Genomic DNA, 26,646 nt, shown 5'->3' with positions numbered 1-26,646 from the left:
ATATGCAAATGAATTTTCACGGCAAGGATATCAAAATTTTTGCTGCAAATGCAAATCAGCGCGTGGCAAAACAGATTTCGGAGTGTTTGGGACTTCCGATGGGTAAAAGCGAAGTAGGAATGTTCAGCGACGGCGAAATTTCCCTTTCCCTTTTTGAATCGGTCCGCGGCTCCGACTGCTTTATTGTTCAGTCTACCTGCGCCCCGGTCAATAATAACCTGATGGAACTCCTCATCATGATCGACGCGATGAAACGTGCCTCTGCCGCTCGGATTACCGCCGTTATGCCGTATTTCGGCTACGCGCGCCAGGACCGCAAGGCCAAGGCCCGCGACCCGATTTCCGCAAAGCTCTGCGCCGATCTGATTACGACCGCGGGCGCCGACCGTGTACTGACCATGGATTTGCACGCTCCCCAGATACAGGGCTTTTTCAACATCCCTGTGGACCACCTTCTCGGCGCGCCCATCCTTTCCTCCTTCCTGAAAGAGCGGATCGGCGACAACACCGACGATTACGTCATTGTTTCCCCCGACCTCGGCTCCGTTACCCGCGCCCGTAATTTCGCGGCGCGCATCGGCTGCCCGCTTGCCATTGTGGACAAGCGCCGCCAGAAAGCCAACGTCTGCGAAGTGATGAACCTGATCGGCGACGTGAAGGATAAAAAAGTTGTTCTTGTCGACGACATGATCGATACCGCGGGCACGCTCTGCAACGCCGCCAGCGCAATCATGGAAAAAGGCGCAAAGGAAGTCAACGCCTGCGCCACCCACGCCGTCCTTTCCGGCCCGGCAATCGAGCGCATCAAGAACAGCCCGATCAAGGAGCTTGTCCTGCTCGACACCATTCCCCTGCCGCCCGAAAAGCAGCTTGATAACTTTACCATCCTGCCCGTCGCCCCGCTGTTCGCCGAAGCGATCGAGCGCATCTACGAAGACAAACCGGTTTCCCCCATGTTTGTCTGATAAAAGAAATCTAAGAAATAAATCAGGCGGAGTAGGGAGCCCTATTCCGCCCCGTTTCTTTACCCTGCCCACAGTTGAGCACGCCGTAGGCGCTCCCCGACCGGCAGGGCAGGCTAAGTCTGCACGCACGTTTTATAATAAGGTAGATTTTCCCTCTAAGCTACCTCGGAGGAACGTCAATGAAAACCACATAGAATGCGTGTACCTCAAAGGCCTTTTGGGGATACCTCGGGGTGCAGGGGGCTTTTATGGAACCCTCCCGCCGGGATTCAAAAGCCCCCTGCTCGTCCTTGGCCTACTTTCGGACGATTCCGAAAGTAGGGGCCCGCCCGGCCTGAGGGCAAACTAAATCATTTCTGTAATTCCAATACGAAGGAATAAAGGGATAGGTTCGACCTGTCAAAAACAGTCCACCGGACTGTTTTTGCTCCCCTCCTACACTTTTAAAAGACAGGGGAGCAATGGCGCGCCGCCCCAAACCCTGCAACCTTTTAAAAAAATTAACCAAAACTTCCGGTATCCGAAAAAAGTACTTCGCCCCCGGCTTAAGGGCAAAATGAGGTGATATCATTGTTTCATAATCCGTTTGCGGCGAAAGCCGAACCGGCGGGTCAGGTCGAATACCTTATCGTCGGCCTCGGCAACCCGGGTGCCAAATACGAAAATACGCGCCATAACGCGGGTTTCATGGCGCTGGACTATATTGCGGAAAAGGCCGGCGCGCGCGTCGACCGCTTAAAATTCAAGGGGCTGTGCGGAACCGCGCAGATCGGCGGCAAAAAGGTTCTGCTTTTAAAGCCCTCAACCTATATGAACCTGAGCGGACAGAGCGTAACGGAGGCCATGCGCTTCTACAAGCTGCCGCCGGAAAAAACGATCATCCTGTTCGACGATATCTCGCTGGAACCGGGCCGTATGCGCATCCGCATGAAAGGAAGCGACGGCGGCCAGAACGGGATGAAAAACATCATCTACCTGAGCGGAAGCGACCGTTTCCCGCGCATAAAAATCGGCACCGGCGCGAAACCAAATCCCGGGTGGGATCTCGCCGACTGGGTGCTTTCCAAATTCACGGACGCCGACCGTAAGGCGCTGTACGAGGCGATCGACCATGTAAATTCCTCGGTGGAGCTGATGGTTCAGGACAACGCCGCCGAAGCAATGAATCGATATAATTCCTAGTACTCTATCGCATCGAACCTTATCGGATTCATAAAACAGGACGCCCATAAGGATTTGGTGTTATGGAGTACCGGCGAAAGCATATAATATAAAATAATCCTGTATAAACGGAATCGCGCCAATCAAAATTACAGCCGTACAAAGGGGATTCCATGAAATTTCTCACGAATGCAATCAGCGGGCTCAAAGAGTTTCAGACGCTTGAAGCCGCCGTAAAATCCGGCGCGCTGCCCGCGGCGGTAACCGGTATTTCCGGTATTCACAAAGCCAATATTATCTACTCGCTCTGCGCAAAATTACGGCGCAGGGCTTTTGTTGTTGCCGGTGACGAAAACGAGGCGCAGCGCCTTTGCGACGACCTCGGCGCCATGGGCATGAAGCCGCTGTTCTATCCCGTCCGCGATTTTTCCTTCCGCGATACGGCGGGAAGCAGCCACGAGTACGAGCATCAGCGCCTGCAGCTTCTGGAGCAGACCTTGAGCGGCGACTGCGACGCGGTTGTCTGCTGTCTGGACGCGGCGCTGCAATACACCATTCCGCCGGACGAGCTGAAAAAGCGGACGGTCTCCCTGAAAGCCGGGCAGGCCGTTTCCATGGAGCAGGTGCTCAATGCCCTGAACCGCTGCGGCTACGAACGCGCCGACCAGGTGGACGGCACCGGCCAGTATTCCCAGCGCGGCGGTATTCTGGATATTTTCACGCCCGACGCGCCGAACCCGGCCCGGGTGGAATTCTGGGGCGACGAAATCGACACCATTTCCCTGTTTGATCTGGAAACACAGCGCCGCACCGAAACCGTCCCGCAAATCACGATCGCGCCCGCTGTGGAGGCGCTGATCGACGACCCCGGACTGCTGGCGCAGAAAATAAAGAAGCTCGCTTCCTCCCTGCGCGGCAAAGCCGCCCCGGCGGCAAAAGCCGTATTGGCGGGGCAGGCGCAGAAGCTGGAAAACGGCCTGCATATCGGCTGCGCCGATAAATATATTTCCTTGTTATATTCTTCAACCGCTACCCTGTTCGATTACATGGTTCCCGATACCCTGCTGTTCGTCAGCGAACCCGCGAAAGCGAAGGAACGCATGCGCAGCGCGCTCTGGCAGTGGGGCGAGGACGTAAAGGACCTTCTGGCGGACGGTACGCTCTGCCGCGGGCTGGACACCTTCAGCGGCGACTGGGCTTACGCGCTGGAGCGCTTCGAGCAAAGCGGCGCCGTTTATCTGGACGCTTTCGTGCGCGGCAGCTACGATACGCCGGTGCGCACCCTTTTGAACATGACCGCGCGTCAGCTTTCCGTCTGGGGCGGCAGCACCCAGCTTTTGGGCGAGGACGTGCAGAACATGCTTGTAACCAAATGGGCGTGCGTTGTCCTTGCCGGAAATGAGCGCGCGGCACAGACCGCCGCCGCGGACTTACAGGCGCAGGGCATCCCCGCGGCCTATGCGGAGCATCCCGAAAAGGTCGAGCGCGGAACCGTTGTGGTCACTTCCGGCGCGCTTTCCGCCGGGTTGGAATATCCGGGCGCGTTTTTCGGGCTGATCACGCACGGAAGGCTGATTACCACCCCGCAGAAGAAAGCAAGGCGCAGTAAGAACAGCCAGGAAATTTACAGCCTTGCCGAGCTGACGCCCGGCGACTATGTGGTTCACGCGGCGCACGGCATCGGCGTGTTCGAGGGAATCCACAAAATCGACATGCAAGGCGTTGTCAAGGATTATATTAAAGTACGCTACGCCAAAAACGATACGCTCTATGTTCCGGTTACCCAGCTGGACATGGTTTCCAAATACATCGGCCCGCGCGAGGACGCCACCGTAAAGCTGCACCGCCTCGGCGGCGCGGAGTGGCAGAAAGCCAAAACCCGGGTTCGCAACGCGGTTAAGGACATGGCAAAAGAGCTGATGAAGCTTTACGCCGAGCGGATGCAGGCAAAAGGACATGCATTCCCCGAAGACAACGAATGGCAGCGCGATTTCGAGGCGCATTTTGAATTTGACGAAACCGAAGCGCAGCTTCGCTGTATTGAGGAAATCAAAGGCGACATGGAGCGGGAAGCGCCCATGGACCGCCTGCTCTGCGGCGACGTGGGCTTCGGCAAAACGGAAGTCGCCCTGCGCGCGGCGTTCAAGTGCATAACCGACTCCAAACAGTGCGCCATGCTCGTTCCCACCACCATTCTCGCGTGGCAGCACTATCAGACGATCACCAAGCGCATGGAAGGCTTCCCCGTTAAAATCGAACTTCTCTCGCGCTTCCGCACCCCGAAACAGCAGGAGGAAATTCTCCGCCGGTTAAGGCGCGGGGAAATCGACATGGTTGTCGGCACGCACCGGCTCGTTTCCAAGGACGTGAAATTCCGCGACCTCGGCCTTATCATCATCGACGAGGAACAGCGTTTCGGCGTTGCCCAGAAGGAAAAGCTGAAAGCCCTGTGCAATAATGTGGACGTCCTTACCCTTTCGGCCACGCCGATTCCGCGCACGCTGAACATGGCGCTGTCCGGCATCCGCGACATGAGCCTGATCGAAGAAGCGCCGCACGACCGTCATCCGGTGCAGACCTATGTTCTGGAACACGACAACGGCCTGATCGCCGAAGCCATCCGGCGCGAACTCCGCCGGGGCGGACAGGTTTACTATCTGCATAACGACGTGGCGACCATCGAGCGCACCGCCGCCCGCTTACAGGCGCAGATTCCCGAAGCGCGCATCGGCTTCGGCCACGGCAAGATGAACGAGCAGGAGCTTTCCGAAGTCTGGCGCCGCCTGATCGAACACGAAATCGACGTTCTTGTCTGCACCACCATTATTGAAACCGGCGTAGACGTTCCGAACGCCAATACATTGATTATTGAAAACGCAGACCGCATGGGGCTTTCCCAGCTTCATCAGATTCGCGGGCGCGTGGGGCGTTCCAGCCGCCGCGCCTACGCCTACCTGACCTTTACGCCCAACAAGGTGCTCACCGAAATCGCGCAGAAGCGCCTTTCCGCCATCCGCGAATTCACCGAATTCGGCTCCGGCTTCAAAATCGCCATGCGCGACCTGGAAATCCGCGGCGCGGGCAACATTCTGGGCGGCGAACAGCACGGGCATATGGAGGCGGTCGGCTACGACATGTACCTGCACCTGCTCGCCGAAGCGATCAGCCGCGAGAAGGGTGAAACCCCGCAGGAATATGACCAGGAATGCCTTGTAGACATGCAGGTACAGGCGCATATTCCCGAAAGCTATATTTCGAACCTCAGCCAGCGCTTGGAGATTTACCGCCGCATCGCCGATATCCGCACACGCGACGACGCGCTCGACGTAACCGACGAGCTGATCGACCGCTTTGGCGACCCGCCGGAGAGCGTAAACGGCCTGATCGAAATCGCGCTCCTTCGCAATCTCGCGTCCCAGCTTGGCATCTATGAAATAAAGCAGCAGAACGACGTTCTCCTGCTTTATAAAAAGCAAATCGACATGAAGCAGGTCGGCGCGCTGGTTTCCGCCCTGCGTTCCCGGGTTATGCTCAACGCGGGGGCCAAGCCGTACATCAGCGTAAAAATCGAACCCGGCGCCACGCCGCTCGACACGCTCACCGAAATTCTCGGAGCCATCCAAAAAGACGCGTAGCGGCGCGGCATTTCCATACAGTTTATAAAATGTGACGGTTTTTGTCTGGACAAGCAATTTTAATTCGTGTATAATGATAAAATTGGTTATGATAAAGAAAGCCTCCGTACTGGGGGCGTCTTTCGAAATTTCGCGCGCAAGCGTATGGAGGTAACTATGATAAAAAGTTTAAAAAAGGGCGTCGCCGTCCTCCTGGCATTTGCCATGGCGGCCAGCACCGCCGCGTGTTCCACCGACAAAAGCTGGGCCATGAAAAACGACAGCTTTACCGCTCCGATCGGAGTCTACATCTATAATTTATATGCCGCCTATCAGGGCGCGGACAGCATGAAAACGGACCCGACAAAACCCGTGCTGGATCAGAAAATCGAAAACAAAAGTGCCGATGCTTATATGAAGGACAAAGCGCTCACCTACACCAAGATGCTTTTCGTTTTAAACGATAAAATGAAAGAGCTGAACCTGACCCTTACGCCGGAGGAGACCAAAGCAATCGGCAGCGCAACCGACGCCCAGTGGGAACAGGCGAGCACCACCCTTGAAAAATACGGAATTTCAAAGGAGTCCTTCAACCTTGCCTATGCGGATTTCTACACCAAATACCAAAAAATCTTCACCGGGCTTTACGGCAAGGGCGGCAAGAAAGAGGTTCCCGAATCCGAACTCAAATCCTATTTTGAAAAGAATTACACCGATTTCACCTTTATTGCGAAATCCCTGTACAATACAAAATCCGACGGCAGTGTAGCCGCGTTTACGGATAAGGAAAAGGCCGCCGTCAAGGCGCAGTTCGACGCTTACGCCGCGGATGTTGCTTCCAAGAAGAAGACGATGAAGCAGATTGCCGACGAGTACAAAACCGCTTCCAAGCAGACAACCGAGCAGCTTCAGAATGTTACCGAAAATCTGAACACAAGCACCGGCTATCCGGCGGAACTGAAAAAGCTGCTGGATTCCATGAAGCCGGGCGAAGTGAAATCCGCTGAAATTTCCGGCGCTCACCTCGTCGTGATGAAGAACGATATTTCGGCGAAGACGAAGGATGAGCTCGGCGCGGAAAGCAGCCGCAATAATCTGCTGGCTGAAATGAAAGCCGAGGAATTCTCCAAGGATATGGAGAAGGCGGCGCAGTCTTACTCCAACATCACCCTGAATCAGAAGGCGCTGGATTCCTACAGTCCTTCCATGTTTGTAGCCGCGGCTTCCTCCGCAGCAGCTCCTGCGGCACCCCAAGCTTCGACGCCCGCTTCCACAGCATCCGGTAAATAAGCAAAAAATCAGCGCCGGGGTTTTCGCCCCGGCGCTTTTTGCAGGCTAAGCCTGCACGGGCGCACAGCGCCGATTTGCCGTTTCCCCCACGCCGCAAGCGGCGTTCCTCCAACGGAAGGCTAACGTAGGACTCCATCAATGAAAACCACACAGAATGCGTGTACCCCAAAGGCCCTTTGGGGATACCTCAGGGTGCAGGGGGCTTTTATGGAACCCTCCCGCCGGGGCGGCTGATCGCACGCATGTTTTATAATAAGTCACTTTTTTTCTCTAAGCTGCCTTGGAGGAACGTCAATGAAAACCACATAGAATGCGTGTACCTCAAAGGCCCTTTGGGGATACCTCAGGAGTGCAGGGGGCTTTTATGGAACCCTCTCGCCGGGATTCAAAAGCCCCCTGCTCGTCCTTTGCCTACTTTCGGACGAACCCGAAAGTAGGGGCCCGCCCGGCCTGAGGGCAGACTAAATCATTTCTGTAATTCAATATGAAGAACAAAGGGATAGTTACGGCCTGTCAGAAAACATCAAACAGGATCCAGTTCCAACCCTCCGGGGAACCCCCGGCGAGGGTTCCCCACACAGAAACAGTCCACCGGACTGTTTCTGCTCCCTTCCTGCGCTTTTAAAAGGCAAGGGAACGATGGGGCTTCCGCCCCAAACCTCGCAAACTTTTGAAAAAGTTTGATTAAAACTTTCAAGTTGTTCAAGCGCCGCCCCGCCGCAGGAGAAACAATAAACGGCGCTGTGCCCGGCTAAACTATAGAAAAAGCTGTCCTGCAACTTTGCTGAACAGCTTTCGACTTTTCATATTAAAATATTTCGAATAATCCATTTAAATTCAAAATTCCTGTTGCATTATTCGAATAAAAGAGCTATAATCTGCTTGTAAGGCATAAAAATATAAAAGTGCAATGCAGGAACAGGTGCGGGAACACTTGCCCCCTGCATACGGAGAAAACCCCTCCATACGCAACTGATATAATCAGCACATTGCGTATCCTATTATACCTCTTGTCTGCGGTTTTGTACAGAGGTATTTTCGAATTTCGCATTGTGCGTGGTAGCGTTGTATATGGATGAAAGTCCGTGTATGGCGTTTTTTTATGCCTTGCACCCAACAGACAGCGGCGAAGCGGTGTCCCCCACTTTTGCTTCGCCCCGCTGGCTGTTTCCCATTGTAGAAGATGACCGTCTGAATAATAAAAAAAGGAATGAAGAAGATGAAAGAAAATAAGATTAAATTGGTCGTTGTGCAGTCGAATTGCCCCCTGTACAAGGAAGGCGACAGCATTTATTTTGACGGCGCACTGATTGATAAAGAAAAAAGCGGAAATTTATGCATGACCGCTCTAAGCGCCGTTTTTCCTTTTGTGTACGCCGCCAGAAAAGGCGTTGTAAAAGAAAGTTCCCTGCAATGCCCCGATTGCAGGGAGAGCGTCGAATTCTCGATTCAAGTGGACGATTCGGAAGAGGAAGCGGACCGTATTTAGTACAGCACCACCGTACTGCCCTGCACGGTGCAGCAGCATTCATAGCTTTTCTGCTCATTGGTCGTTACATCATAAATGGAGTTGAATTCGAAGGAATCCTTATCATCCGAAAGGACATAGCGCGCAAGAATGAACCGGTCGTCCACACAGGCGAGGAACCCGCCCAGCTCCTTGCTGTATTTCGCGTGGATTTCCGAATTCAGAACGCCGTCCACCTCGTAGTCGTCCTCATTCTCCGTAATGCGGTAAACCCGCGCGCCGTTCACGTCGATAAAGAACGAAGCGGGTTTCTCGTCCCCTTTCAGGTTCAGCTCCGCCGCCACCGTCTTTTTGCCGGTCAGCTTGTTGTAGGCGCAGAGCCGCTGATCGCCGGTGGGGAAATGTTTTGCGCGGAAATACAGGTTTTCCTCGTCCATCCCCGCGTAGCGCACCAAGCCGCAGGTTCCCGCGCTTAAAATCAGCTCCAGCGGCGCGCGTTCCTCGCCGTTTTTCACGGTGATAATAAAATCAAAAAGCGGGCAGAGCCATACGTTGTCGTTGATATTGTCGCCCAGCCAGCGCTTGTTTTTATAGCATTTTTCCTTTTCTGCTTCATCCCCGTGCGGCAAAAGCACCAAAAGCTGAATCTGCCCGTCCCGCTCGTAGGGAATCAGGCCGGAGCTGTCCGCATTGCAGACGCGCGGGTCGCGCACATAATAGTATTTCTCGTCGTCCAGATCATACAGATACGCAATTTTGGAAAATCCTGTAAGCTTTTTGTAAGCCTGAAACATATTCTGATGCTTCTCGTTTTCAACGGTGTAAACGATGATATGGTCTTCATCCAGCGCCGTACAGTCCGCAAAGCTGCCGATAAAGTTCAGCTTTGCCATGTTTTTTTCTTCGCCGGTATGCTTGTCGATCCGCAGAATCCAGGCTTCGCTTTCCCCGCCTTCCATCACTACGATGATATGGTCCGGGAAACAGAAAAAATGCTGGACAAAAGACGGATTGCTGAGTATGTAATTGGTAACGATTCGTTCCCGCCGCGTAATGCGGTTATATTCTAAAATGAAGAGACTGTTGTGTCCCTCCTCTTTTTTTTCTTCTGCATAATAGATAAAATTATCGCTGATTTCAATCAGCATGTCGTTGCAGCTTGCAAAGACATTGCGCAGGTCCACAACCTTCAATTTGATCCCTCCTGTTTTGTCTTATTATAGCATAAAAAAATAGGTGTGTTGCTTCCATTTTGTCGGATAAATGGTATAATACTTTTTATAAGAACAGAAGAAACGAAATCGGTTCAAAAGTATCTTGTCGCAAAAACGGGAAACCCGTCTCCGTTCGACCCGTAAAGCGGGAATCTTTTAGGATAAGCCGGCGATAAAATTGTTGCAGGAAAGACACGGAAATATATTGGAAGTGGATATCCACGGCATGACCGCCGGGGAAGCCAAACGCGGCCTCGAGCAGCTTTTAAACCGGGCCGACACAAAAAAGGTTACGGAAATACGGGTCATCCACGGCTATAACGGCGGCCAGACGCTGCGCGACATGGTGCGCCTGCGGCTCAAACACCCCCGCATCGCCGCAAAGCTTGTCTGCCTGAACCCGGGCGAAACGCGCATCCTTTTAAAGGAAGGAAAATAACGGCGCCCAAAAACGGCCGGGTATCGAACACGGCGGCAGGAAGCATCCCTTCCGTACACCTGTAAATTTTTTCCCGCCCGCGAATTAGAAATACGCCAAAACGGCACTATGTGCCCGCTTTTCCCGGGAAATACTCCGATTCGGTCGGCTGAGCGCAGATTTTCCTTTCTTCTGCGGCAGTCGACTATTTTTTATATTCTTCGATTTTATACCGCGGGCGCGCCTTTACTTCGCTGTAAATCTTGCCGATATACCCGCCGACGACGCCAAGGCACAAAAGCTGGACGCCGCCCAGAAACCAGACGCCGCAGAACCCCGCCGTTAAGAAGGAGCGGGCAATCAGCGCCCAGATCACGCCGATCAGGCTGACGAAGCACACCAGCACGCCTAAATTCGCAATCATCCGCAGCGGTTTTACGCTGAAGGAAGTAATGCCGTCCCACGCGAACGCGAGCATCTTTTTCAGCGGATACTTCGACTCCCCCGCGAAGCGCTCGTGCCGGTCGTAATACACATAGTCGCTGCGGTAGCCGATCAGCGGCACAATGCCGCGTAGAAACAGGTTGGTTTCCTTATATTCGCCCAGCGCTTCCAGCGCGCGGCGGCTCATCAGGCGGTAATCCGCGTGATTATACACCACATCCACGCCCAGTACGCTCATGAATTTGTAAAAGCCCTGCGCGGTGGTGCGCTTAAAGAACGTATCGGTTTCGCGCTTGTTCCGAACGCCGTACACCACGTCACAGCCGTCGATAAACTTGTCCACAAACTGGTCGAGCACCTCAATGTCGTCCTGCAAGTCCGCGTCCAGACTGACGGCGCAGTCGCAGGATTCCTTCGCGGTCATCAGCCCGGCCAGCAGCGCGTTCTGATGCCCGCGGTTGTGCGCAAGCTTTATCCCGCTCACCAGCTCGTTTTCCGCATGGAATCTGCTGATCAGCTCCCAGGTTTTGTCGCGGCTGCCGTCGTCCACCAGCAGCATGCGGCTTTGCCGGTCGGCGCGCCCGGACTCGATCATTCCGTTTATTTTTTCTGTCAGCCGCCGGACGGTTTCCGGCAGGACTTCTTCCTCGTTATAGCACGGGATTACAAAATAGACTGTAGGCATGGCAACCTCCGATCATTCCTTTATAAATTTTCCGCCGGTCCGGCGGGTTCGTTCGGTTTTTCGGGTAAAGCATGCTTGATGCGGTACGTTTTCCGCTTATGCGGATGCCTTTTATCGTAGCGTCGGGTTACAATCCAGTAAAAAGCCAGCAGCGCCGCGCCGCCAAGGGAAATCAGCGCCCCCTGCTTTAAGCCCGGGGTGGTATAGTTGAAGCGGATGGTCGACTGGCCCGCCGGAACCTTTACCGCCATAAACCCGACGTTGACTTTCAGAATCTGCGCATCCTTGCCGTTCACCTGCGCGCTCCAGCCGCCTTCCCACGGCACGCTGAAAAAGACCAGCCGCTCTTTGTCGGCGTTGATTTTCGCGGTAAAACCGCCGTTGTCGTGTTCAAAGAAGGAGCAGGACTCGGCCTTGCGGTTCAGGCAGTCCTCAAAATAGGCCTCCTGCGAAAAATCGGAGGACATAAAGTCGTCGTCATGCTTGAGCATGCCGCTTACTTTCTTCACGTCGTCGTTTTCCACCACCAGCGTTTTCAGCAGAAGCAGATGGCGGCTTTCCTTGTCTACCTGCTCGTACTCCGAGCGGGTGATGTAGGAATCGTAGCTGAATCCCATGGGAATATAGTACTGATTCTCATAAATTTTGAACCCGTTCTGTGAAGCGTAGTAACGCCAGCCCGGCATGGCCGGCGCGTTCACATCCGCTTCCCCCACGGCGAAGTCCTTGCCGCTTAAAGCCGGGTCAAACAGCCAGCGGCAGCTCGTCAGCCCGCGCAGGCCGTAATACTTCGTTTCCGGGCGGGAACCCACGTCGCGCTGCACGCCGATCGAGGGGTAAAAATCCATGATGGAACCGGGAACAATGCTGTGGAACGCCTGAATGGTGGGAATCTGCCAGAACATGGCCTGATTATCCATTCCGTCGTAAACGTCGACACGGCAGTTTTTCGTGTCCGGCAGCTTGATGTCCGCGCCGCCGTTCAGGGAATAGGGAATCATCTCCTTGTGGGCGTCCTCGCTCTGGGTTTTCCCCAGCGCGACAAAGAACAGCGCGTAAACGAAGGAAATCGCGGCCACCCCACCCATACAGCGGCGGATAAAGCCTTTTTTATCGCGTTTATAATATTTAAAGATAATGGTTAAAAGGAGCAGGCTCACCATGGCGATGGCGACATACGACCAGAAGCGCGTCGGGTAATCCTCCAGCCCGAACGTGTAGGTCTTATTGCCGTCCTGCTGGGTGGATTTCACCATCAGCCCGATCGGCAGCGCGATTCCAAGCGTAATCCCCATTGTCCATTTCATCGAGCTTTTCCAGTCAATGCACGCCCTTTGCAGCGCAATGATTGTCGCAAGGCTCATCATCAGGGTCAGCATATAGAACCAGCGCGCATAATAGGAGGAGTTAAAGAGCTGGAACGCGGAATTCAGAACCGGGACAAACGCCATCAGGAACAGGATGCCGAGCAGGGTTTTCAGCCAGTGCTTTTTGCGCATCCGCAGAAAACCGATCACGCCGGTCATGCTGAACAGCGGCAGCCACGCGCCCAGCGACGCCCATTTTGCCTCGGACTTCGGGGTAAAGTTCGGCCGCGCGGGGATATCCGGCGGGAAGAAGAAACATTCCAGGATATGAACGTACCGCTGGTTCCAGTCGTAAAGCAGGGCGTTCCAGCCGTCCGGCGGACTGTTCACGCGCGGGTTCTGAATCACGGCAAGCACGGTCGGCACCAGCAAAACGCAGGCGCACAGCACACCGATCACCGCTTCGCACATCAGCAGGAGGAAATCGCGCACCGTGATTTTCCAGTTTCCGCTGAACAGCCGGGTAAACCCGTAAAGCAGGGTAAAAACAACCTGTCCCACGAAGAAGTAATAATTGACGAAGCAGCAGATAAAAACGGTCAGCGCGAAAAGCCCCCTGCGTTTTTTGTACATGTATTCATCCAGCGCCCACAGCATGAGCGGAAAGAATACGATCGCTTCATGGAAATGATTAAAAAAGATATTGTAAACCGAAAAGCCGGAAAACGCGTACAGCATTCCGCCGATCACCGCGTAGTCCTTCTCCTCGACGTATCTTTCCAGATAAAGGTATCCCGTCAGCGAAGCGCAGCCGAATTTCAGAATCAGCAGCGGACCCATCAGGTACGGCACCGCCGCGCTCGGAAACGGGATGGTCAGCCAGAAAAACGGGCTTCCCAGAAGGTAAAAGGAATAGGAACCGATGAAATTCGCGCCCAGATCGGTTGTCCAGCTCCAGCCGATGTTTCCGCTGCGGATTGCGTCGTGGCACATCTGGTAGAACGGCACCTGCTGCACATTAAAATCACCGTAGAATAAAAAATAGCCGTTGTCGTAAAGAATAAACGGGATGAAAAAAAGAAAGGAGACTGCAAGGCCGTATAAAAAGGCCTTCCGATAGTAGTTCTGTTTTCCTTTGCGGGTCAGTATGCTGGTCAAACCGTCGCCTCCGTTTAACAGCAGTAAACATGGAAAAGCCGACTGCTCTGTTTATCAATTTGTTATTCCATATTATAACACAGGGTTTTGTTGGAACAAAGCGAATTTAATAAAACCGGCTCCCTCTTCTTGCAAAATTTACGTTTTATTAGTATATTATAAATAATTCGCTTTCCGTTTATGAAAACGCATGATTCCCATTCGGCTTTCCTGCCTTTTCCTTTCAGAACAGGGGAGTTTTGCTTTAAAAACGGGCAGTATATAAGGATACAGGGGGATAACCGGATGTTCCATTTTTACGCGATGCTTTCGCGCATGAAATATATTAACCGTTGGGGGCTGATGCACAACACGCGCGAAGAAAACCTCTGTGAGCACAGCTTTGAAACCGCCGTAATCGCCCACGCGCTGGCGGTGCTCCGCAACACCCGCTTCGGCGGAAACGTAAATCCGGAGCGCGCCGCGCTCCTCGCGCTGTACCACGACGCAACCGAAATCCTGACCGGCGACTTACCTACTCCGGTAAAATATTATAACCCGGAAATCCGCTCCGCCTACGGCGAAGTGGAAAAAACCGCCCGCAAAAAGCTTTTAAGCCTTTTGCCCGCTGATTTAAAGCCGGGCTACGAATCCATCCTGACCGCCTCGGGCGAAGGCGACCGCGAACTTCTTCCCCTTGTGAAAGCAGCGGACAAGCTTTCCGCCGTTATCAAATGCATGGAGGAAAAAGGGATGGGAAACAGCGAATTTTCCAAAGCGGAGATTTCCCTGCGCCGGGCCGTCGCCGAAATGCATCTTCCGGAAGCGGACTGTTTTGTGGAGGAGTTCCTGCCTTCCTATCAGCTGACGCTGGATGAGCAGGACTGAATTGCTAAAATCTGTTTACAAATTAATTCCGTATAGTAATTATTATAGGTAAACCGCAAGGTATAATAAATCGGTTATTACTATAAAAATTGCCGATTGAGGACTGATGTTGTGAAAAAAGCAGGAAAAATGCCGAAAAACGGAAAAAGTCCAAAAAAATTGATTCGAAATATCGTTATACTCTTTTTAAGCGCAGTCATGCTGATCTCCGGCGTTGGCTGTGTTTATGCCGATCAAATGCTGAGCCGGATTAATTTTGTACCAATGGACACGACCTCAAAAGTAAATACCGGCGATCTCTTTCAGGGAGGCTCTGGCAACAGCACCACAAGCGCCAAAGCCGGCGTTTTGGGCGGGCTGTATCATGACGACGCCATTACGAACATTTTGGTAATGGGCGTGGACGATTACCAGCCGAACGACCCCGGGCGAAGCGACAGCATGATGCTCGTCTCCGTCGACACGCGCCATAAAAAACTGAAACTGAATTCGTTCATGCGCGATATGTACGTCGCGATTCCCGGCCACGCGAGCCAGCGCCTGAACGTCGCCTATTCCATGGGCGGCCCGCAGCTCTCCGTCGCCACCATTGAAGCGAACTTCGGAACCGATATCGACCGCTTTGTCTTGATCGACTACGCGTCCTTCTCCAAAATTATCGACAAGCTCGGCGGCGTTACCATGACGATTACAAAGGGCGAGGCACAGCTCATCAACCGGAACTCCGGCGACCCGCGCCGCAACCTGACCGCCGGAACCTTTTTGCTGAGCGGGAAACAGGCGCTGTACTATTCCCGTATCCGCGCGATCGGCGACGACTTTGAGCGCACCGAGCGCCAGCGCAAGGTTTTTTCAAGCCTTGTTGAAAAATTCAAGACCGCGGACATCGGAACGATCAACCAGGCGCTCTACGATGTTCTTCCCCTCATCACGACCAACATGACGAAGAACGAAGTTCTGAGCATGGCAACAAATGCGCTGACCTACCTGAATTACCCGATCAGCCAGAACCGTACGCCGGGCAACAGCGAATATTCCTCCGAACGGGTAACCATGGGCGGATCGCCTGCGGACGTGCTTGTTCCGGATCTGGAGAAGTGCAGCCAGAGCCTGGCGGAATTCATTTACGAAAGCGACCTGCCCACAAAATCGTACGGGGGCAACGGCTAATGCAATTCCATATGTGACGAATCTGTACAAGGATTCCGGCCGCAATATTTCTTCATCAAAGTGCCGCACGGTGGGAGCCGTGCGGTTTTTTTTCAAAGGAGCCAATCAAAATGTCTACCCCGCTTTATACCGCTTTACTGGAACACAAAAAGCGCGGACGCGCTTCTTTCCACACGCCGGGACATAAAAATAATCCCCACGCCCTGCCGCCCGATCTGCTTTCGCTCGACTTTACCGAGCTTCCGGACACGGACAGCCTGTTCGAAGCAAACGGCCCGATCGCCCGGGCGGAAGAACTTGCCGCCGAGCTGTTCGGGGCAAAACGAACCTGTATTTCCGCGGGCGGATGCACCCTCTGCATTCAGGCGATGTTCCGGCTTGCCGCGCCGAACGGCGGCAAAATCGTCTGTTCCCGCATCCTGCACCGCAGCGCGGTGAACACCATGGCTTTGCTGGATTTAACGCCCGTCTGGGCGATGCCGGGGGAACTCCTCTCCGTCCTTTCGAAAACGCCCGACGCAAAGGCGGTTTACGTAACCAGCCCCAACTATTACGGGCAGCTTCTGGATATCCCCGCGATCGCCGAAGCGTGCCGGGCGCGGGACATTCCCCTTCTGGTGGACAACGCCCACGGCGCGCACCTGATGTTCACCGAGCCAAAACTCCATCCGCTCGCCCTCGGCGCGAGCATGACCGCCTGCTCCGCGCACAAAACGCTGAATGTGCTTACGGGCGGCGCGTGGCTCAATATCGCGGATGCCCGCTATGCCGAAGGCGCGAAGGAAGCTATGGCGCTGTTCGGCTCGACCAGCCCCAACTACCCGGTGATGGCCTCGCTCGACCTCGCGCGCGAATGGCTCCGGCTGCACCGCGGGGAATTTCTGCCGCTTCAGAAAAAGGTTGCGGACATTAAAGCTACCGCGCGCGAACGCGGGATTACCCTTCCGGAGGGCCTGACGGACCCGACGCGCATCACGCTGAACACGGCCTCCGTCGGCATCACCGGAACTGCTGCCGCCGAAATCTTCCGGGGCGCGGGCGTGGAGCCGGAGTTCGCGGACGGCGCACATGTGGTTCTGATTGCCACCCCGTTTAATACGGACGACGATTTTACACGGCTGAAAAACGCGATCACGCTCTTGCCGGTAAGCCGTCCCCTGCCGCAGACGGCGGAACTCCCGCCGCTCCCGGCTGTAAAAATGAGCCTGCGCGAAGCCGTTTTCGCGCCGTCGGAAACCTTGCTCCTTGCACAGGCGGCGGGCCGCATCGCCGCACAGGCCGCCTGTCCCTGCCCGCCGGGCGTTCCGGTTGTGATGCCAGGGGAGGAAATCACAAAAGAAATCCTCCGGTTTCTGCGCGGGTATGGCTTTTTTACGATAAAAGTGATAAAATAATATCCATAAAAAGGATTTCTTGATTTCAATTTTTATTCTATAATCAATTTGTATTTATGGAGGGATTCATTATGAAACTGGTACTTGCGATTGTAAGCAACGACGACAGCGGCATGGTTTCCGCCGCGCTGACCAAAGACGGCTTCTCCGTCACCAAGCTTGCAACCACCGGCGGATTCCTGATGGCGGGCAACACCACCTTCATCGTCGGCACCGAAGACGACAAGGTCGACCAGGTCATCTCCATTATTTCAAAGCAGAGCAGCCGCCGTACCCAGCTTGTGCCAAGCGCAACCACCATGGACGTCGGCATGTATTCCTCGTTCCCGATTGAAGTCACCGTCGGCGGTTCCACCATCTTCGTTCTGAACGTGGACCGCTTCGAAAAGGTATGAGCCTGCTCAGCCTGCATTCGGTTTCCGGCAGCGAAGACGTAAAGCATTCGCTCGCGCTTCTGTTTGAAGAGGGCAGGCTGCCCCACGCCATGATTCTGGAAGGACCCCAAAAGGAGCGGAACGGGCTGGCCGCCGCGTTGGCGAAAGCCAGCGTCTGCACCGGCCCCGCGGAAAGGCCCTGCGGGAAATGCCCGGGATGCATCAAGGCGAAAGCCGGTTCGCACCCGGATATCTTTACGCTGGACGGCGACGCCGACCCGCGCGCTTTCCCGATCGACGCCATCCGTTCCATCCGCTCGGACGCCTATATTAAGCCGAACGAAGCGGACTGCAAGGTATATCTGCTGTACGGCGCGCAGAATATGAGTGAGACTTCGCAGAACGCACTGCTGAAAGTCTTTGAGGAGCCGCCCGAAAACGTCCGGTTCCTGCTCACCGCTTCCAGCGCGGCGGCGCTTCTGCCGACCATCCGCTCGCGGGCGCAGATTTTTTCGCTGGAAGCCGCCCGGGAGCAAAGCGGCGTGGAGCCGGAATATTTGAAAAAGCTGGCCGCGGCGGTTACCGCGGCAAACGAAACGGATCTGCTGTTCCTGACGGCGGATCTGATAAAAAACAAGGACAGGCTGCGCGCTGTCCTTTCGGAACTTTTGATTCTGATCCGTGACGCGGCGGTTTTGCGCTCGGGCGGCGGCGCCTGCCTTTCCGGCCAGCCGGAAACGGCGGCGGCGCTCGGCGCGGGACTGACCCGCGGAAAACTTCTTGCCCTTCTGGACGAAGTCCAAAAAGCACAGCGCGCGCTTGACCGAAACGCGAACGCGGCGCTGCTTGTTACGGCTCTTTGCGCGAACCTGCGCGCGGCCGCCGGCAGATAATGCCAATTCATTATTGGGAGGTTCACATGGCCGAAGTTATTGGCGTTCGTTTTAAAAATGTTGGAAAAGTATATTATTTTGACCCCGACGGGAATATACTGAAACAGGGGGATATGGTTATTGTTGAAACCGCACGCGGCGTCGAGTGCGGCGAAATCGCAATGGAAAACCGGCAGATCAGCGACGAGGGCATCGTCCAGCCGCTGAAAAAGCTGATCCGCGTCGCCACAAAGGAAGATTTGAAGAAGCTGGAGGAAAATACCGCCAAGGAAAAGACCGCCTTCAATATCTGCCTGAAAAAGATTGCCGCCCACAAGCTGGAAATGAAGCTGGTCGACGTGGAATATACCTTTGACAACTCCAAAATCCTGTTTTACTTTACCGCCGACGGGCGGGTCGATTTCCGCGAGCTGGTAAAAGACCTGGCTTCCGTTTTCCGTACCCGCATCGAGCTGCGGCAGATCGGCGTGCGCGACGAAGCAAAAATGCTCGGCGGCCTCGGCATCTGCGGCCGGCCGTTCTGCTGCTCAACCTTTTTGGGCGGATTCCAGCCGGTTTCGATTAAAATGGCAAAGGAACAGGGCCTTTCGCTGAATCCGGTGAAAATATCCGGTACCTGCGGGCGCCTGATGTGCTGCCTGAAATACGAACAGGAAGCGTATCAGGATTTGCTGCGCTCCACCCCGAGCGTCAATTCCGTGGTGATGACGCCGGACGGCAAGGGCACCGTGGTGGATTTGAATATGCTTACCGGCATTCTTCAGGTGCGCCTCGACTCCGCGCCGGAGGCCGCGCCCAAGCTTTTCAAAGCCGCGCAGGTGAAGCTGATTAAGGGCGGTCAGGTCAGCATTGACCGCAGCGAACTGGAGCAGTTAAAGGAGCTTGAAAAGGATTAAATTATTTCCTCCTATACGGTTGCATTTTCTGTCATTTATGATAGAATTATGGATGTAATTTAATATGGAGGTGTTTTCCCATGGCATATGCTATTAGTGATGAGTGCATTTCCTGCGGCGCTTGCGCAGCGGGTTGCCCCGTAAACGCAATTTCCGAGGGTGATGGTAAGTTCGTCATCGATGCAGATCTTTGCACAGAGTGCGGCGCCTGCGCCGATGCTTGCCCCGTAGGAGCTCCTGCACAGGAATAATATTCAAGAGGATGAAGGCGGAGCGTTTCGGCGCCCCGTCTTTTTTCTATATATCGAATGCTCTCTTTATTTGACGATTTATTTCCTTTTATACATGCTATGATTTAGAAAAATAAGGAGGAAATTTCTATTGGAGGCCGAACACCTTGAGCCGCTTTCGCGCGATTACTCCGTAATCGTTTCGCAAAGCCACCGTTTTAATACCGACACCATCCTGCTCGCCGCGTTTTCCGCGCCGCGGGCGGGGGAAATTTGCGCCGATCTGGGGACGGGCTGCGGCGCCATCCCGCTGATCTGGTGCGCGAAGGCGAAGCCGCACAAAGTGTACGCCCTGGAAATTCAGGAGGAAGCCTGCGCCATGGCACGCCGTTCGGTGAAATACAACCGGCTTTGTGAAACGGTCGAGATCGTGCACGGAGACATCCGGGAAATCCGAAAATCCGGCCTGCCCGCCAACGCGTTCGGCACCGTTTCCTGCAACCCGCCGTACAAAACCGACGGCGCGGGCGCGCAGAATCCGGACGAAGCCCTGCGCGTTGCGCGGCATGAAACTGCGTGCCGGTTTGAAGACATCGCGAAAGCCGCCGCGTACCTCCTGCGGTTCGGCGGGCGCTTCTTCTGCTGCATGCGGCCGGAGCGCCTTTGCGGTACCATGCTCGACCTGAAAAATGCGGGGCTGGAGCCGAAACGCCTGCGCTTTGTACAGCAGCGGCCGGACAAGCCCCCCTCCCTCTTTCTTTTACAGGCGAACCGGGGCGGCAAGCCGGGCATGACCGTCGATCCTGTGCTGTTTATTGAGGACGGCGGCGGTTTTTCCGAAGAAATGAAACAAATATACGGCGAATACGCGCTGAATAAAGGAGCGGCAGGCAAATGAACGGAAAATTAATGGTGGTGGGCACCCCGATCGGAAATCTTTCCGATTTTTCCCCCCGCGCGGTGGAAACGCTGCGGGAAGCAGATTTTATCGCCGCGGAAGACACGCGCGTCACGCTGAAACTGCTCAATCATTTTGATATTAAGAAACCGATGATCAGCTATTTCGAGCACAACAAGCGCGAGCGCGGGCAGACGATCTGCGGCCGGATGGAGCAGGGCGAAACCTGCGCGCTGGTATCCGACGCGGGCATGCCTGCAATTTCCGACCCCGGCGAGCTGCTCGTCGCCCAGTGCGCACAACGCGGGATTCCGGTTTACGTCGTCCCCGGCCCCAGCGCCGTTATTTCCGCGCTGGCGGTTTCCGGCCTGCCGACGGGGCGCTTTACGTTCGAAGGCTTTTTAAGCGTGAATAAAAAAAGCCGCCGCGAGCATTTGGAGCAAGTGAAAAACGAGCGCCGCACCATGGTCTTTTACGAAGCGCCGCACAAGCTTTCCGCCACCTTAAACGACATGCTCGCCGCGTGGGGCGACCGCCGCATCGCCCTTGTTCGGGAACTGACAAAAATCCACGAGGAAGTGATCCGCACCACGCTTTCCGAAGCGGTTCGGCGCTACGCCGACGGCGGCGCGAAAGGCGAATTCGTGCTGGTGATCGAGGGCGCGCCGGAGCCGGAAAAAACGGCGTTTACGCTGGAAGACGGCGTTGCCATGGCGCGGGAAATGATCGCCGAAGGGCTTTCTTCCTCGGAAGCCGCCAGGAAGGCCGCCGCCGAAACCGGCCTGAAAAAGGGCGATATCTATAAAGCGATTCTGCAAACTGAAAAGGAGGGCTTTTCCGATGAAAATCATTGATTTAAAAACATGGCCCCGTAAAGAGCATTTTGACTTTTTCCGCCGTATGGAATATCCGCAGTTCAACATCTGCGTAAATCTGGACGTAACGCGTCTTCTGCAATTCGTGAAGGAAAACGGGCTTTCCTTCTATTTCACCCTGGGCTACGCGTCGGCCGCCGCCGCCAACGAAATTGAGAATTTCCGGTACCGCATCCGCGGAGATCAGGTTGTGCTCCACGACAAGGTTCATCCGTCGTTTACCATCCTGCCCGAGGGCAGCGACCTCTATAAAATGGTTGCCGCCGACATGACCGACGACATCCGCGATTACACAAAGGCCGTAAATGAGAAAAATGACCGTCAGCCCGGCTTTATGGATTTGGAATCCGAGAAGCGGGACGACCAGCTTTACTGCACCTGTGCACCGTGGTTCTCTTTCACGCAGCTTACGCACCCCATCATGCTCGGCTCGGAGGATTCCGTCCCGCGTCTCTCCTGGGGAAAATATCACCGGGAAGGCGAGAAAGTGATGATTTCCTATTCCGTTCAGGCAAACCATTGCCTGATGGACGGTTTCCACGCCGGAAAATATCTGGAATGTCTGCAAAGCTATATAAATAATCTGTAGGCGCGGCTGCTTCCCGCGCAGTGGACATACCCGGAAATACAGCCGAAGCTGATCGAAAAGGTGGAATCGGTTCTAAAAAAATAAGGCAGCCGTATAGGCTGCCCGATAAGGTGTTCCCCCGCTCCACCGGCGGGGGTATTTTGTTGAAACGGCATCTCCTGTCCGTCCATAATTTTAATAAAAAAACCATTGACTCACGTTCGAATCAATGGTAAGATAAAGTTTGGCATAAATATTCATTTTCACATACTTTTACATATATATTATAGCACAAATATAAGTGCTTGTCAAGAGGATATGTGTAAAAAATTTTAAATAGGGGATCTTTTTTATGAACACCGATTTGACCTCGGTATTTTCGCTTGATTTCTACTCCGACCCCAACGCCGTAAACCGAATTCTGAGCTGCAACGATGAGACCTCGTATTACGGGCTTTCGCTTACCCCGCAGGACGCGGCCGCACTAATGAAAACACGCGAGGAAGAACTGCGCTTCAACGGAAGGGTGGAGGTCGGAAGCGAAACCATCATAAAGCTGATTGAAGCATTCTGCGATTCCAGTTATATTACCCAGAACGACTACGCGGAAACCCTTCAGCAGCTCATCGAGATTTTTTACGGAGCCAAAACCGAAACGGAAGACCGGATTTCCGACGACGAGCTGATCGCTTTTCTACGTAACTCCTTCGAAACCCGCTGCGGCGGTTCCCTGGAGGCGCTGTACGAACGCGACGTGCAAAAGCTGGCGGAAAACCTCCGCAGCGGTGTGAAGGATTACACAAACATGAATCCGGACGAAGAGGAAACGGAGGAAGAATACGATGAATAACCATACGCTGGAAACGTCTTTGCAGGCGGAGGAAATCGCGGCCTTACAATCCCGCCTGCTGGAACTGCTCGGCGAAGAAATCCTCTATTACACCGGCGGGAAAAGCAGCTCGGTTCCCGCGGAAACGGCGCAAAGCCTGTTCGAGTCCATGCTCTACTGCATAAAAGCCTATCTCGGCACCCTTCCCGACCCGTACGCCACACTGAAAACCATCGACGTACAGCAGCTTTTCGTACAGGGGCTGTATCTGGTAAGGCAGTATGAGGAGGAATCCAGACAGCTTTGGGAGGAAGCGAAAAAGACACGGGTGGACACGGATTTAATGGTATACAACCACACCCTGGACGACTACTTCCGGGAATTTTTTAAATCCTATGACCCGCGCTTTCAGGCGCACATTACGCCCGGGATGGGCTTTCTGGACTATCCCCTTTACCGCGACGACACGGACGCTACCGGCATTCTCTATATCCGCAGCTACTTAAACGAACTGATCAAGGAAAACAAATTCTGTGCACAGTACGGGAAAAATCATATCCGCGCCCTGCTGTTCACCCATGGAACAAAGCATCATCTCGACTACCGCATTATGCTGGTGAACATTATGGAGCTTCTGCTGGAAGAAGAAAAGCAAAAACGGCCTAAGCCATAGTATGGCCGAACCCAAACTGATGCCATTTCCTACGCTTCGCCCCGTTTCCTCCGGTCTATATTTTTTCCATGGAAAAGTACACTTGAGCCGCATGGATTTCCGGGCACACATCCGCACCCAATCCGAAACTGAAACCGGCGCACTTTACCCTTATTGCAGATGACCGAACCGAATTTGTACCGAAAAATTTTGTTTGATAATTTTTTCAATTTCTTGTTTCGAAAATACCGGCTTTATGTTATAATTTTCACATAAAACCCTGTTGAAGAAAAGGAGAAAAAAATTAAATGGACAAAAAAGTGGATTTACTGGTTCGGGTTTCGGAGCTGTATTATGAACAGGGCTTGAATCAAAGTGCCATTGCAGATATTTTAGGGACCTCGCGCCCCACGGTTTCCCGCCTTCTGGATGAAGCCAAGGAAGACGGCGTGGTGGAAGTCATTGTACATAGTCCGATCAAAAAAGACCCGCAGCTTTCCCACCGTCTCCGCGTAAACCTCGGCCTGCGGGAAGCGATTGTGGTAAGCGGAAATTACGATTATGAAAAAGGGCTGAGCCGCTGCTGCGAAGCGGCAAACCAGCTTTTCAGCACCATTATTGAAAATAACAAGACCGTGGGTATTACCTGGGGCTCCGCCCTGAAAATACTCTGCGACCTGATCGAACCCAAGGACTATTACAATGTGAACGTTGTGCAGATGGTCGGCTGTCTGGCTACCGGCAACCCCAATCTGGACGGGCTGGAGCTGGCCTTTCGCATGGCGAAAAAGCTGGGGGGAACCTATTCCAACATTTATGCCCCGATTTACGTGGAAAGCGAAGTGGTCTATTCCTACCTTGTGGCCGAGCCGCAGATCGAGGCCACGCTGAAACGCGCCATGCACACCGACATTATCCTCACCGGAATCGGGTCGCTGGATTCGAATACCACCTTACAGAAAGCCGGCTATCTTACCGACCGGGACCGGATCGATCTGATCGGGCGGGGCGCGGTCGGCCATCTTCTCGCCCATCCGTTTGACAAAGACGGGAATGAAATTCCTCTAATCGGCCGGTTCGCGATCAGCGCCCCGCTCGAAGCCATGCGGGCGGCCGAATGGTCGATTGGAATCAGCGCCTCGGAATTTAAAGCGGAAGCCGTGCTGGCGGCCGTGCGCGGCGGATTTATCAACACTTTGGTGGTTGATCAGAAGCTGGCGAATAAAGTGCTGGAACTTGCGCAGGAAGAAGAATGAAAAAGAGCCCTGCTCCGAATGGCTTGAACCGCTCATTCGGAAAGGGCTCCTTTTTTATACAATTTTTAGCTGACAGGGGATATTTCTATTATTGACATTATGCGACCTGTAAAATATAATGTATATATGTGAATGAGGAATCAAAGTCCTGGATTTTTTTCATTCTCCTTAATTTGACAAGGCGGATTGGGCGGTTGCTCTCTCGTTAGCTAATAAGCTAGAGGAGAGCCTTATAATTCTTTTTAACCTCTCCTCGTGACTGTGCAAGGAATGGAGGGGGTATGAATGTATGTAACATATTCTGATTTATATCAGTTTGCACTCGTTATCATCGGAGTAATAAGTGTATGTACATTATATAAAAAGAAATAAACCGCCCAGCGACCAAACCAGCGGTTTATTTCTAAACTAACATTTGGGAGCTAACCGTCCGATCAGTTCCTCATTCACTGTTTTTATTATATCAGACAATCATTAAAAATACAATATTAAAATAATTTCACAATGCAAAAAAGAGCCCTGCTCCGAATGGCTTGAACGGTCATTCGGAGGGGCCCCTTTTTTATACGAATTTACAAGGTTAATAGTTGCTCGCCTTGCGCTCAAAATAAGACTGGGGATGTTTACAGGCGGGGCATACCTCCGGAGCATTTTTGCCCACATGAATATAACCGCAGTTGCGGCACACCCAGACGGTTTCCTCGTCAGCCTTAAATACGATATCTTTCTTCATGTTCTGAATCAGCTTGCGGTAGCGGTCCTCGTGGGATTTTTCCACTTCGGCAATCAGCCGCATGGTTTCCGCGATTTCCGTAAAGCCTTCTTTTTCGGCTTCTTCAGCGAATTCCTTGTACATCGATGTCCACTCGTAGTTTTCGCCCGCCGCCGCGTCCTCAAGGTTCGTGCTTGTCGGGCCGATTTCTCCGCCCTTCAGGTATTTGAACCACAGCTTCGCGTGTTCCTTTTCGTTGTTGGCGGTTTCTTCAAAAATCGCGGCTATCTGCTCGTAGCCTTCTTTTCTGGCTTTGGAAGCATAAAATGTATATTTGTTCCTCGCCTGTGATTCGCCCGCAAATGCGGCCATCAGATTCGCTTCCGTCCTGCTGCCTTTGAATTCCATCTTCACTTTCCTCCTTCAGTCTTTTTGATTTTATATCCTGTGTATTCCTGCCATTATTATACATTAAATGATGGTTGAAAACCACCGTTTTTAAGAATTCAATTAAATATAGAATTTCATAATTCCTATCGAACAAATAAAGGCATTATTTTCTAAGCTGCCGCGGAGGAACGTCAATGAAAACCACGTAGAAAGCGTGTATCCCAAAGGTCCTTTGGGGATACCTCGGGGTGCAGAGACTTTTGCGGAACCCTCCAACCGGGGCAGGTTGAGCCTGCATGCACGCTATAATGAGGTACTTTTTTTCCCTAAACTGCCGTGGAGGAACGTCAATGAAAACCACAAAGAAAGCGTATACCCCAAAGGCCCTTTGGGGATACCTCCGGGGTGCAGGGGGCTTTTACAGAACCCTCCCGCCGGGGCAGGCTGAGCCTGCACGCACGTTTTAAAAAAGGTACCTTCTTCTCTAAGCTACCTCGGAGGAGCGTCAATGAAAACCACATAGAATGCGTGTACCCCAAAGGCTTTTTGGGGATACCACCGGGGTGCAGGGGGCTTTTTTGGAACCCACCCCCCGGGCGTTAAAAGCCCCCGGCTCGTCCGTTGCCTACTTTCGGACGATTCCGAAAGTAGGGGCCCGCCCGGCCTGAGGGCAAGCTAAATCATTTCCGTAATTCAATAAGAAGGACAAAGGGATAGATTCGACCTATCGAGAATATAAAATTCCCCCCAGCCTGCGGGCAATAAAAAAAGCTGTCCGCCTTTTACTGAACAGCTTTTGACTTTTCCTACCCATATATTTTCAATAATTCATTTAAATACGAATTTCCTATTGCAATATTCGAATAAAAGGGCTATAATTTGCTTGCAAGGCATAAAAACAATTGCAATGCAGGAACA

At 53.4% G+C, this 26,646-nt stretch carries 24 protein-coding genes; 20 read left to right on the top strand and 4 right to left on the bottom strand.

Annotated elements, in window-relative coordinates; genetic code table 11:
• Positions 1–8 precede the first annotated feature (8 nt).
• From OUY18_RS12865 to OUY18_RS12840, 6 genes are all read left to right on the top strand, one after another.
• Positions 9–965 (top strand): ribose-phosphate diphosphokinase, encoded by a 957-nt coding sequence (locus OUY18_RS12865; protein WP_268059175.1) that lies wholly within the window; start codon positions 9–11, stop codon positions 963–965.
• A 570-nt stretch (positions 966–1,535) separates the two neighbouring features.
• Complete coding sequence (gene pth, locus OUY18_RS12860; RefSeq protein WP_268059174.1) at positions 1,536–2,147, top strand: aminoacyl-tRNA hydrolase; 612 nt, start codon at positions 1,536–1,538, stop codon at positions 2,145–2,147.
• Between the two features lie 152 nt (positions 2,148–2,299).
• Entirely contained in the window at positions 2,300–5,761 is a 3,462-nt protein-coding gene (mfd, locus tag OUY18_RS12855) for a transcription-repair coupling factor (RefSeq protein WP_268059173.1), read from the top strand.
• Between the two features lie 156 nt (positions 5,762–5,917).
• Positions 5,918–7,030, top strand: coding sequence for a peptidylprolyl isomerase (locus tag OUY18_RS12850; protein WP_268059172.1), 1,113 nt, complete (start codon positions 5,918–5,920; stop codon positions 7,028–7,030).
• 1,071 nt (positions 7,031–8,101) lie between these two features.
• Complete coding sequence (locus OUY18_RS12845) at positions 8,102–8,263, top strand: hypothetical protein (RefSeq protein WP_268059171.1); 162 nt, start codon at positions 8,102–8,104, stop codon at positions 8,261–8,263.
• Positions 8,250–8,519 (top strand): TIGR04076 family protein, encoded by a 270-nt coding sequence (locus OUY18_RS12840; RefSeq protein WP_268059170.1) that lies wholly within the window; start codon positions 8,250–8,252, stop codon positions 8,517–8,519. The genes OUY18_RS12845 and OUY18_RS12840 overlap by 14 nt, the downstream gene beginning before the upstream one ends.
• Here the strand turns inward: OUY18_RS12840 and OUY18_RS12835 are convergent.
• Entirely contained in the window at positions 8,516–9,682 is a 1,167-nt protein-coding gene (locus tag OUY18_RS12835; protein ID WP_268059196.1) for a hypothetical protein, read from the bottom strand. The genes OUY18_RS12840 and OUY18_RS12835 overlap by 4 nt on opposite strands.
• Before the next feature lie 208 nt (positions 9,683–9,890).
• On the opposite strand from OUY18_RS12835, the gene OUY18_RS12830 reads away from it, so the two are divergent.
• Positions 9,891–10,151, top strand: coding sequence for a Smr/MutS family protein (locus OUY18_RS12830; RefSeq protein WP_268059169.1), 261 nt, complete (start codon positions 9,891–9,893; stop codon positions 10,149–10,151).
• A 184-nt stretch (positions 10,152–10,335) separates the two neighbouring features.
• On the opposite strand, the gene OUY18_RS12825 is transcribed toward OUY18_RS12830, so the two are convergent.
• Together OUY18_RS12825 and OUY18_RS12820 are read right to left on the bottom strand one after the other, a co-directional pair.
• Positions 10,336–11,259, bottom strand: coding sequence for a glycosyltransferase family 2 protein (locus tag OUY18_RS12825; RefSeq protein ID WP_268059168.1), 924 nt, complete (start codon positions 11,257–11,259; stop codon positions 10,336–10,338).
• Between the two features lie 20 nt (positions 11,260–11,279).
• Positions 11,280–13,724 carry a YfhO family protein gene (locus OUY18_RS12820; protein WP_268059167.1) on the bottom strand — a complete coding sequence of 815 codons (2,445 nt, stop codon included), beginning with the start codon at positions 13,722–13,724 and terminating at the stop codon, positions 11,280–11,282.
• Positions 13,725–14,009: 285 nt separating this feature from the next.
• On the opposite strand from OUY18_RS12820, the gene yfbR reads away from it, so the two are divergent.
• From yfbR to OUY18_RS12755, 13 genes are all read left to right on the top strand, one after another.
• Entirely contained in the window at positions 14,010–14,591 is a 582-nt protein-coding gene (gene yfbR, locus OUY18_RS12815; protein WP_268059166.1) for a 5'-deoxynucleotidase, read from the top strand.
• Between the two features lie 111 nt (positions 14,592–14,702).
• Complete coding sequence (locus OUY18_RS12810) at positions 14,703–15,761, top strand: LCP family protein (protein WP_268059165.1); 1,059 nt, start codon at positions 14,703–14,705, stop codon at positions 15,759–15,761.
• 110 nt (positions 15,762–15,871) lie between these two features.
• Positions 15,872–17,155, top strand: a complete 1,284-nt coding sequence (locus tag OUY18_RS12805) for an aminotransferase class I/II-fold pyridoxal phosphate-dependent enzyme (RefSeq protein ID WP_268059164.1) — start codon at positions 15,872–15,874, stop codon at positions 17,153–17,155.
• A gap of 71 nt (positions 17,156–17,226) precedes the next feature.
• Positions 17,227–17,550: a cyclic-di-AMP receptor gene (locus OUY18_RS12800; RefSeq protein WP_268059163.1), complete on the top strand. Its 324-nt coding sequence runs from the start codon at positions 17,227–17,229 to the stop codon at positions 17,548–17,550.
• On the top strand, positions 17,547–18,422 hold the full coding sequence (locus OUY18_RS12795; protein ID WP_268059162.1) for an ATP-binding protein: 876 nt from the start codon (positions 17,547–17,549) through the stop codon (positions 18,420–18,422). The genes OUY18_RS12800 and OUY18_RS12795 overlap by 4 nt, the downstream gene beginning before the upstream one ends.
• Positions 18,423–18,448: 26 nt before the next feature.
• The gene (locus OUY18_RS12790; protein ID WP_268059161.1) at positions 18,449–19,318 is read left to right on the top strand and encodes a PSP1 domain-containing protein; all 870 of its coding nucleotides are present in this window, start codon (positions 18,449–18,451) and stop codon (positions 19,316–19,318) included.
• A gap of 80 nt (positions 19,319–19,398) precedes the next feature.
• Positions 19,399–19,569, top strand: a complete 171-nt coding sequence (locus OUY18_RS12785; RefSeq protein WP_268059160.1) for a DUF362 domain-containing protein — start codon at positions 19,399–19,401, stop codon at positions 19,567–19,569.
• Between the two features lie 130 nt (positions 19,570–19,699).
• Positions 19,700–20,446: a tRNA1(Val) (adenine(37)-N6)-methyltransferase gene (locus OUY18_RS12780; protein WP_268059159.1), complete on the top strand. Its 747-nt coding sequence runs from the start codon at positions 19,700–19,702 to the stop codon at positions 20,444–20,446.
• Positions 20,443–21,300, top strand: coding sequence for a 16S rRNA (cytidine(1402)-2'-O)-methyltransferase (gene rsmI / locus OUY18_RS12775; protein ID WP_268059158.1), 858 nt, complete (start codon positions 20,443–20,445; stop codon positions 21,298–21,300). Before OUY18_RS12780 ends, rsmI begins: the two co-directional genes overlap by 4 nt.
• On the top strand, positions 21,287–21,910 hold the full coding sequence (locus tag OUY18_RS12770; RefSeq protein ID WP_268059157.1) for a chloramphenicol acetyltransferase: 624 nt from the start codon (positions 21,287–21,289) through the stop codon (positions 21,908–21,910). The genes rsmI and OUY18_RS12770 overlap by 14 nt, the downstream gene beginning before the upstream one ends.
• 331 nt (positions 21,911–22,241) lie before the next feature.
• Positions 22,242–22,739 (top strand): DUF6323 family protein, encoded by a 498-nt coding sequence (locus tag OUY18_RS12765; protein ID WP_268059156.1) that lies wholly within the window; start codon positions 22,242–22,244, stop codon positions 22,737–22,739.
• Positions 22,732–23,391 carry a DUF6179 domain-containing protein gene (locus OUY18_RS12760; RefSeq protein ID WP_268059155.1) on the top strand — a complete coding sequence of 220 codons (660 nt, stop codon included), beginning with the start codon at positions 22,732–22,734 and terminating at the stop codon, positions 23,389–23,391. Before OUY18_RS12765 ends, OUY18_RS12760 begins: the two co-directional genes overlap by 8 nt.
• 287 nt (positions 23,392–23,678) lie before the next feature.
• Entirely contained in the window at positions 23,679–24,626 is a 948-nt protein-coding gene (locus OUY18_RS12755) for a sugar-binding transcriptional regulator (protein WP_268059154.1), read from the top strand.
• A gap of 580 nt (positions 24,627–25,206) precedes the next feature.
• Here the strand turns inward: OUY18_RS12755 and rbr are convergent.
• Entirely contained in the window at positions 25,207–25,746 is a 540-nt protein-coding gene (rbr, locus tag OUY18_RS12750) for a rubrerythrin (RefSeq protein ID WP_268059153.1), read from the bottom strand.
• Between the last annotated feature and the right edge of the window lie 900 nt (positions 25,747–26,646).

Source organism: Caproiciproducens galactitolivorans (assembly GCF_026672255.1).
GTDB lineage: Bacteria > Bacillota > Clostridia > Oscillospirales > Acutalibacteraceae > Caproiciproducens > Caproiciproducens galactitolivorans_A.
The sequence above is the reverse complement of the archived record's forward strand: the minus strand, read 5'-3'. Positions and strand labels throughout refer to the sequence as shown.

Coding starts and splice junctions, on each gene's coding strand:
- OUY18_RS12845 (WP_268059171.1), top strand. CDS start 8,102: ATGGATGAAAGTCCGTGTATGGCGTTTTTTTATGCCTTGCACCCAACA.
- yfbR (WP_268059166.1), top strand. CDS start 14,010: ATGTTCCATTTTTACGCGATGCTTTCGCGCATGAAATATATTAACCGT.
- OUY18_RS12785 (WP_268059160.1), top strand. CDS start 19,399: ATGGCATATGCTATTAGTGATGAGTGCATTTCCTGCGGCGCTTGCGCA.
- rbr (WP_268059153.1), bottom strand. CDS start 25,746: ATGGAATTCAAAGGCAGCAGGACGGAAGCGAATCTGATGGCCGCATTT.
- OUY18_RS12800 (WP_268059163.1), top strand. CDS start 17,227: ATGAAACTGGTACTTGCGATTGTAAGCAACGACGACAGCGGCATGGTT.
- OUY18_RS12765 (WP_268059156.1), top strand. CDS start 22,242: ATGAACACCGATTTGACCTCGGTATTTTCGCTTGATTTCTACTCCGAC.
- OUY18_RS12865 (WP_268059175.1), top strand. CDS start 9: ATGAATTTTCACGGCAAGGATATCAAAATTTTTGCTGCAAATGCAAAT.
- rsmI (WP_268059158.1), top strand. CDS start 20,443: ATGAACGGAAAATTAATGGTGGTGGGCACCCCGATCGGAAATCTTTCC.
- OUY18_RS12850 (WP_268059172.1), top strand. CDS start 5,918: ATGATAAAAAGTTTAAAAAAGGGCGTCGCCGTCCTCCTGGCATTTGCC.
- OUY18_RS12805 (WP_268059164.1), top strand. CDS start 15,872: ATGTCTACCCCGCTTTATACCGCTTTACTGGAACACAAAAAGCGCGGA.
- OUY18_RS12825 (WP_268059168.1), bottom strand. CDS start 11,259: ATGCCTACAGTCTATTTTGTAATCCCGTGCTATAACGAGGAAGAAGTC.
- OUY18_RS12760 (WP_268059155.1), top strand. CDS start 22,732: ATGAATAACCATACGCTGGAAACGTCTTTGCAGGCGGAGGAAATCGCG.
- OUY18_RS12755 (WP_268059154.1), top strand. CDS start 23,679: ATGGACAAAAAAGTGGATTTACTGGTTCGGGTTTCGGAGCTGTATTAT.
- OUY18_RS12795 (WP_268059162.1), top strand. CDS start 17,547: ATGAGCCTGCTCAGCCTGCATTCGGTTTCCGGCAGCGAAGACGTAAAG.
- OUY18_RS12770 (WP_268059157.1), top strand. CDS start 21,287: ATGAAAATCATTGATTTAAAAACATGGCCCCGTAAAGAGCATTTTGAC.
- OUY18_RS12840 (WP_268059170.1), top strand. CDS start 8,250: ATGAAAGAAAATAAGATTAAATTGGTCGTTGTGCAGTCGAATTGCCCC.
- mfd (WP_268059173.1), top strand. CDS start 2,300: ATGAAATTTCTCACGAATGCAATCAGCGGGCTCAAAGAGTTTCAGACG.
- OUY18_RS12790 (WP_268059161.1), top strand. CDS start 18,449: ATGGCCGAAGTTATTGGCGTTCGTTTTAAAAATGTTGGAAAAGTATAT.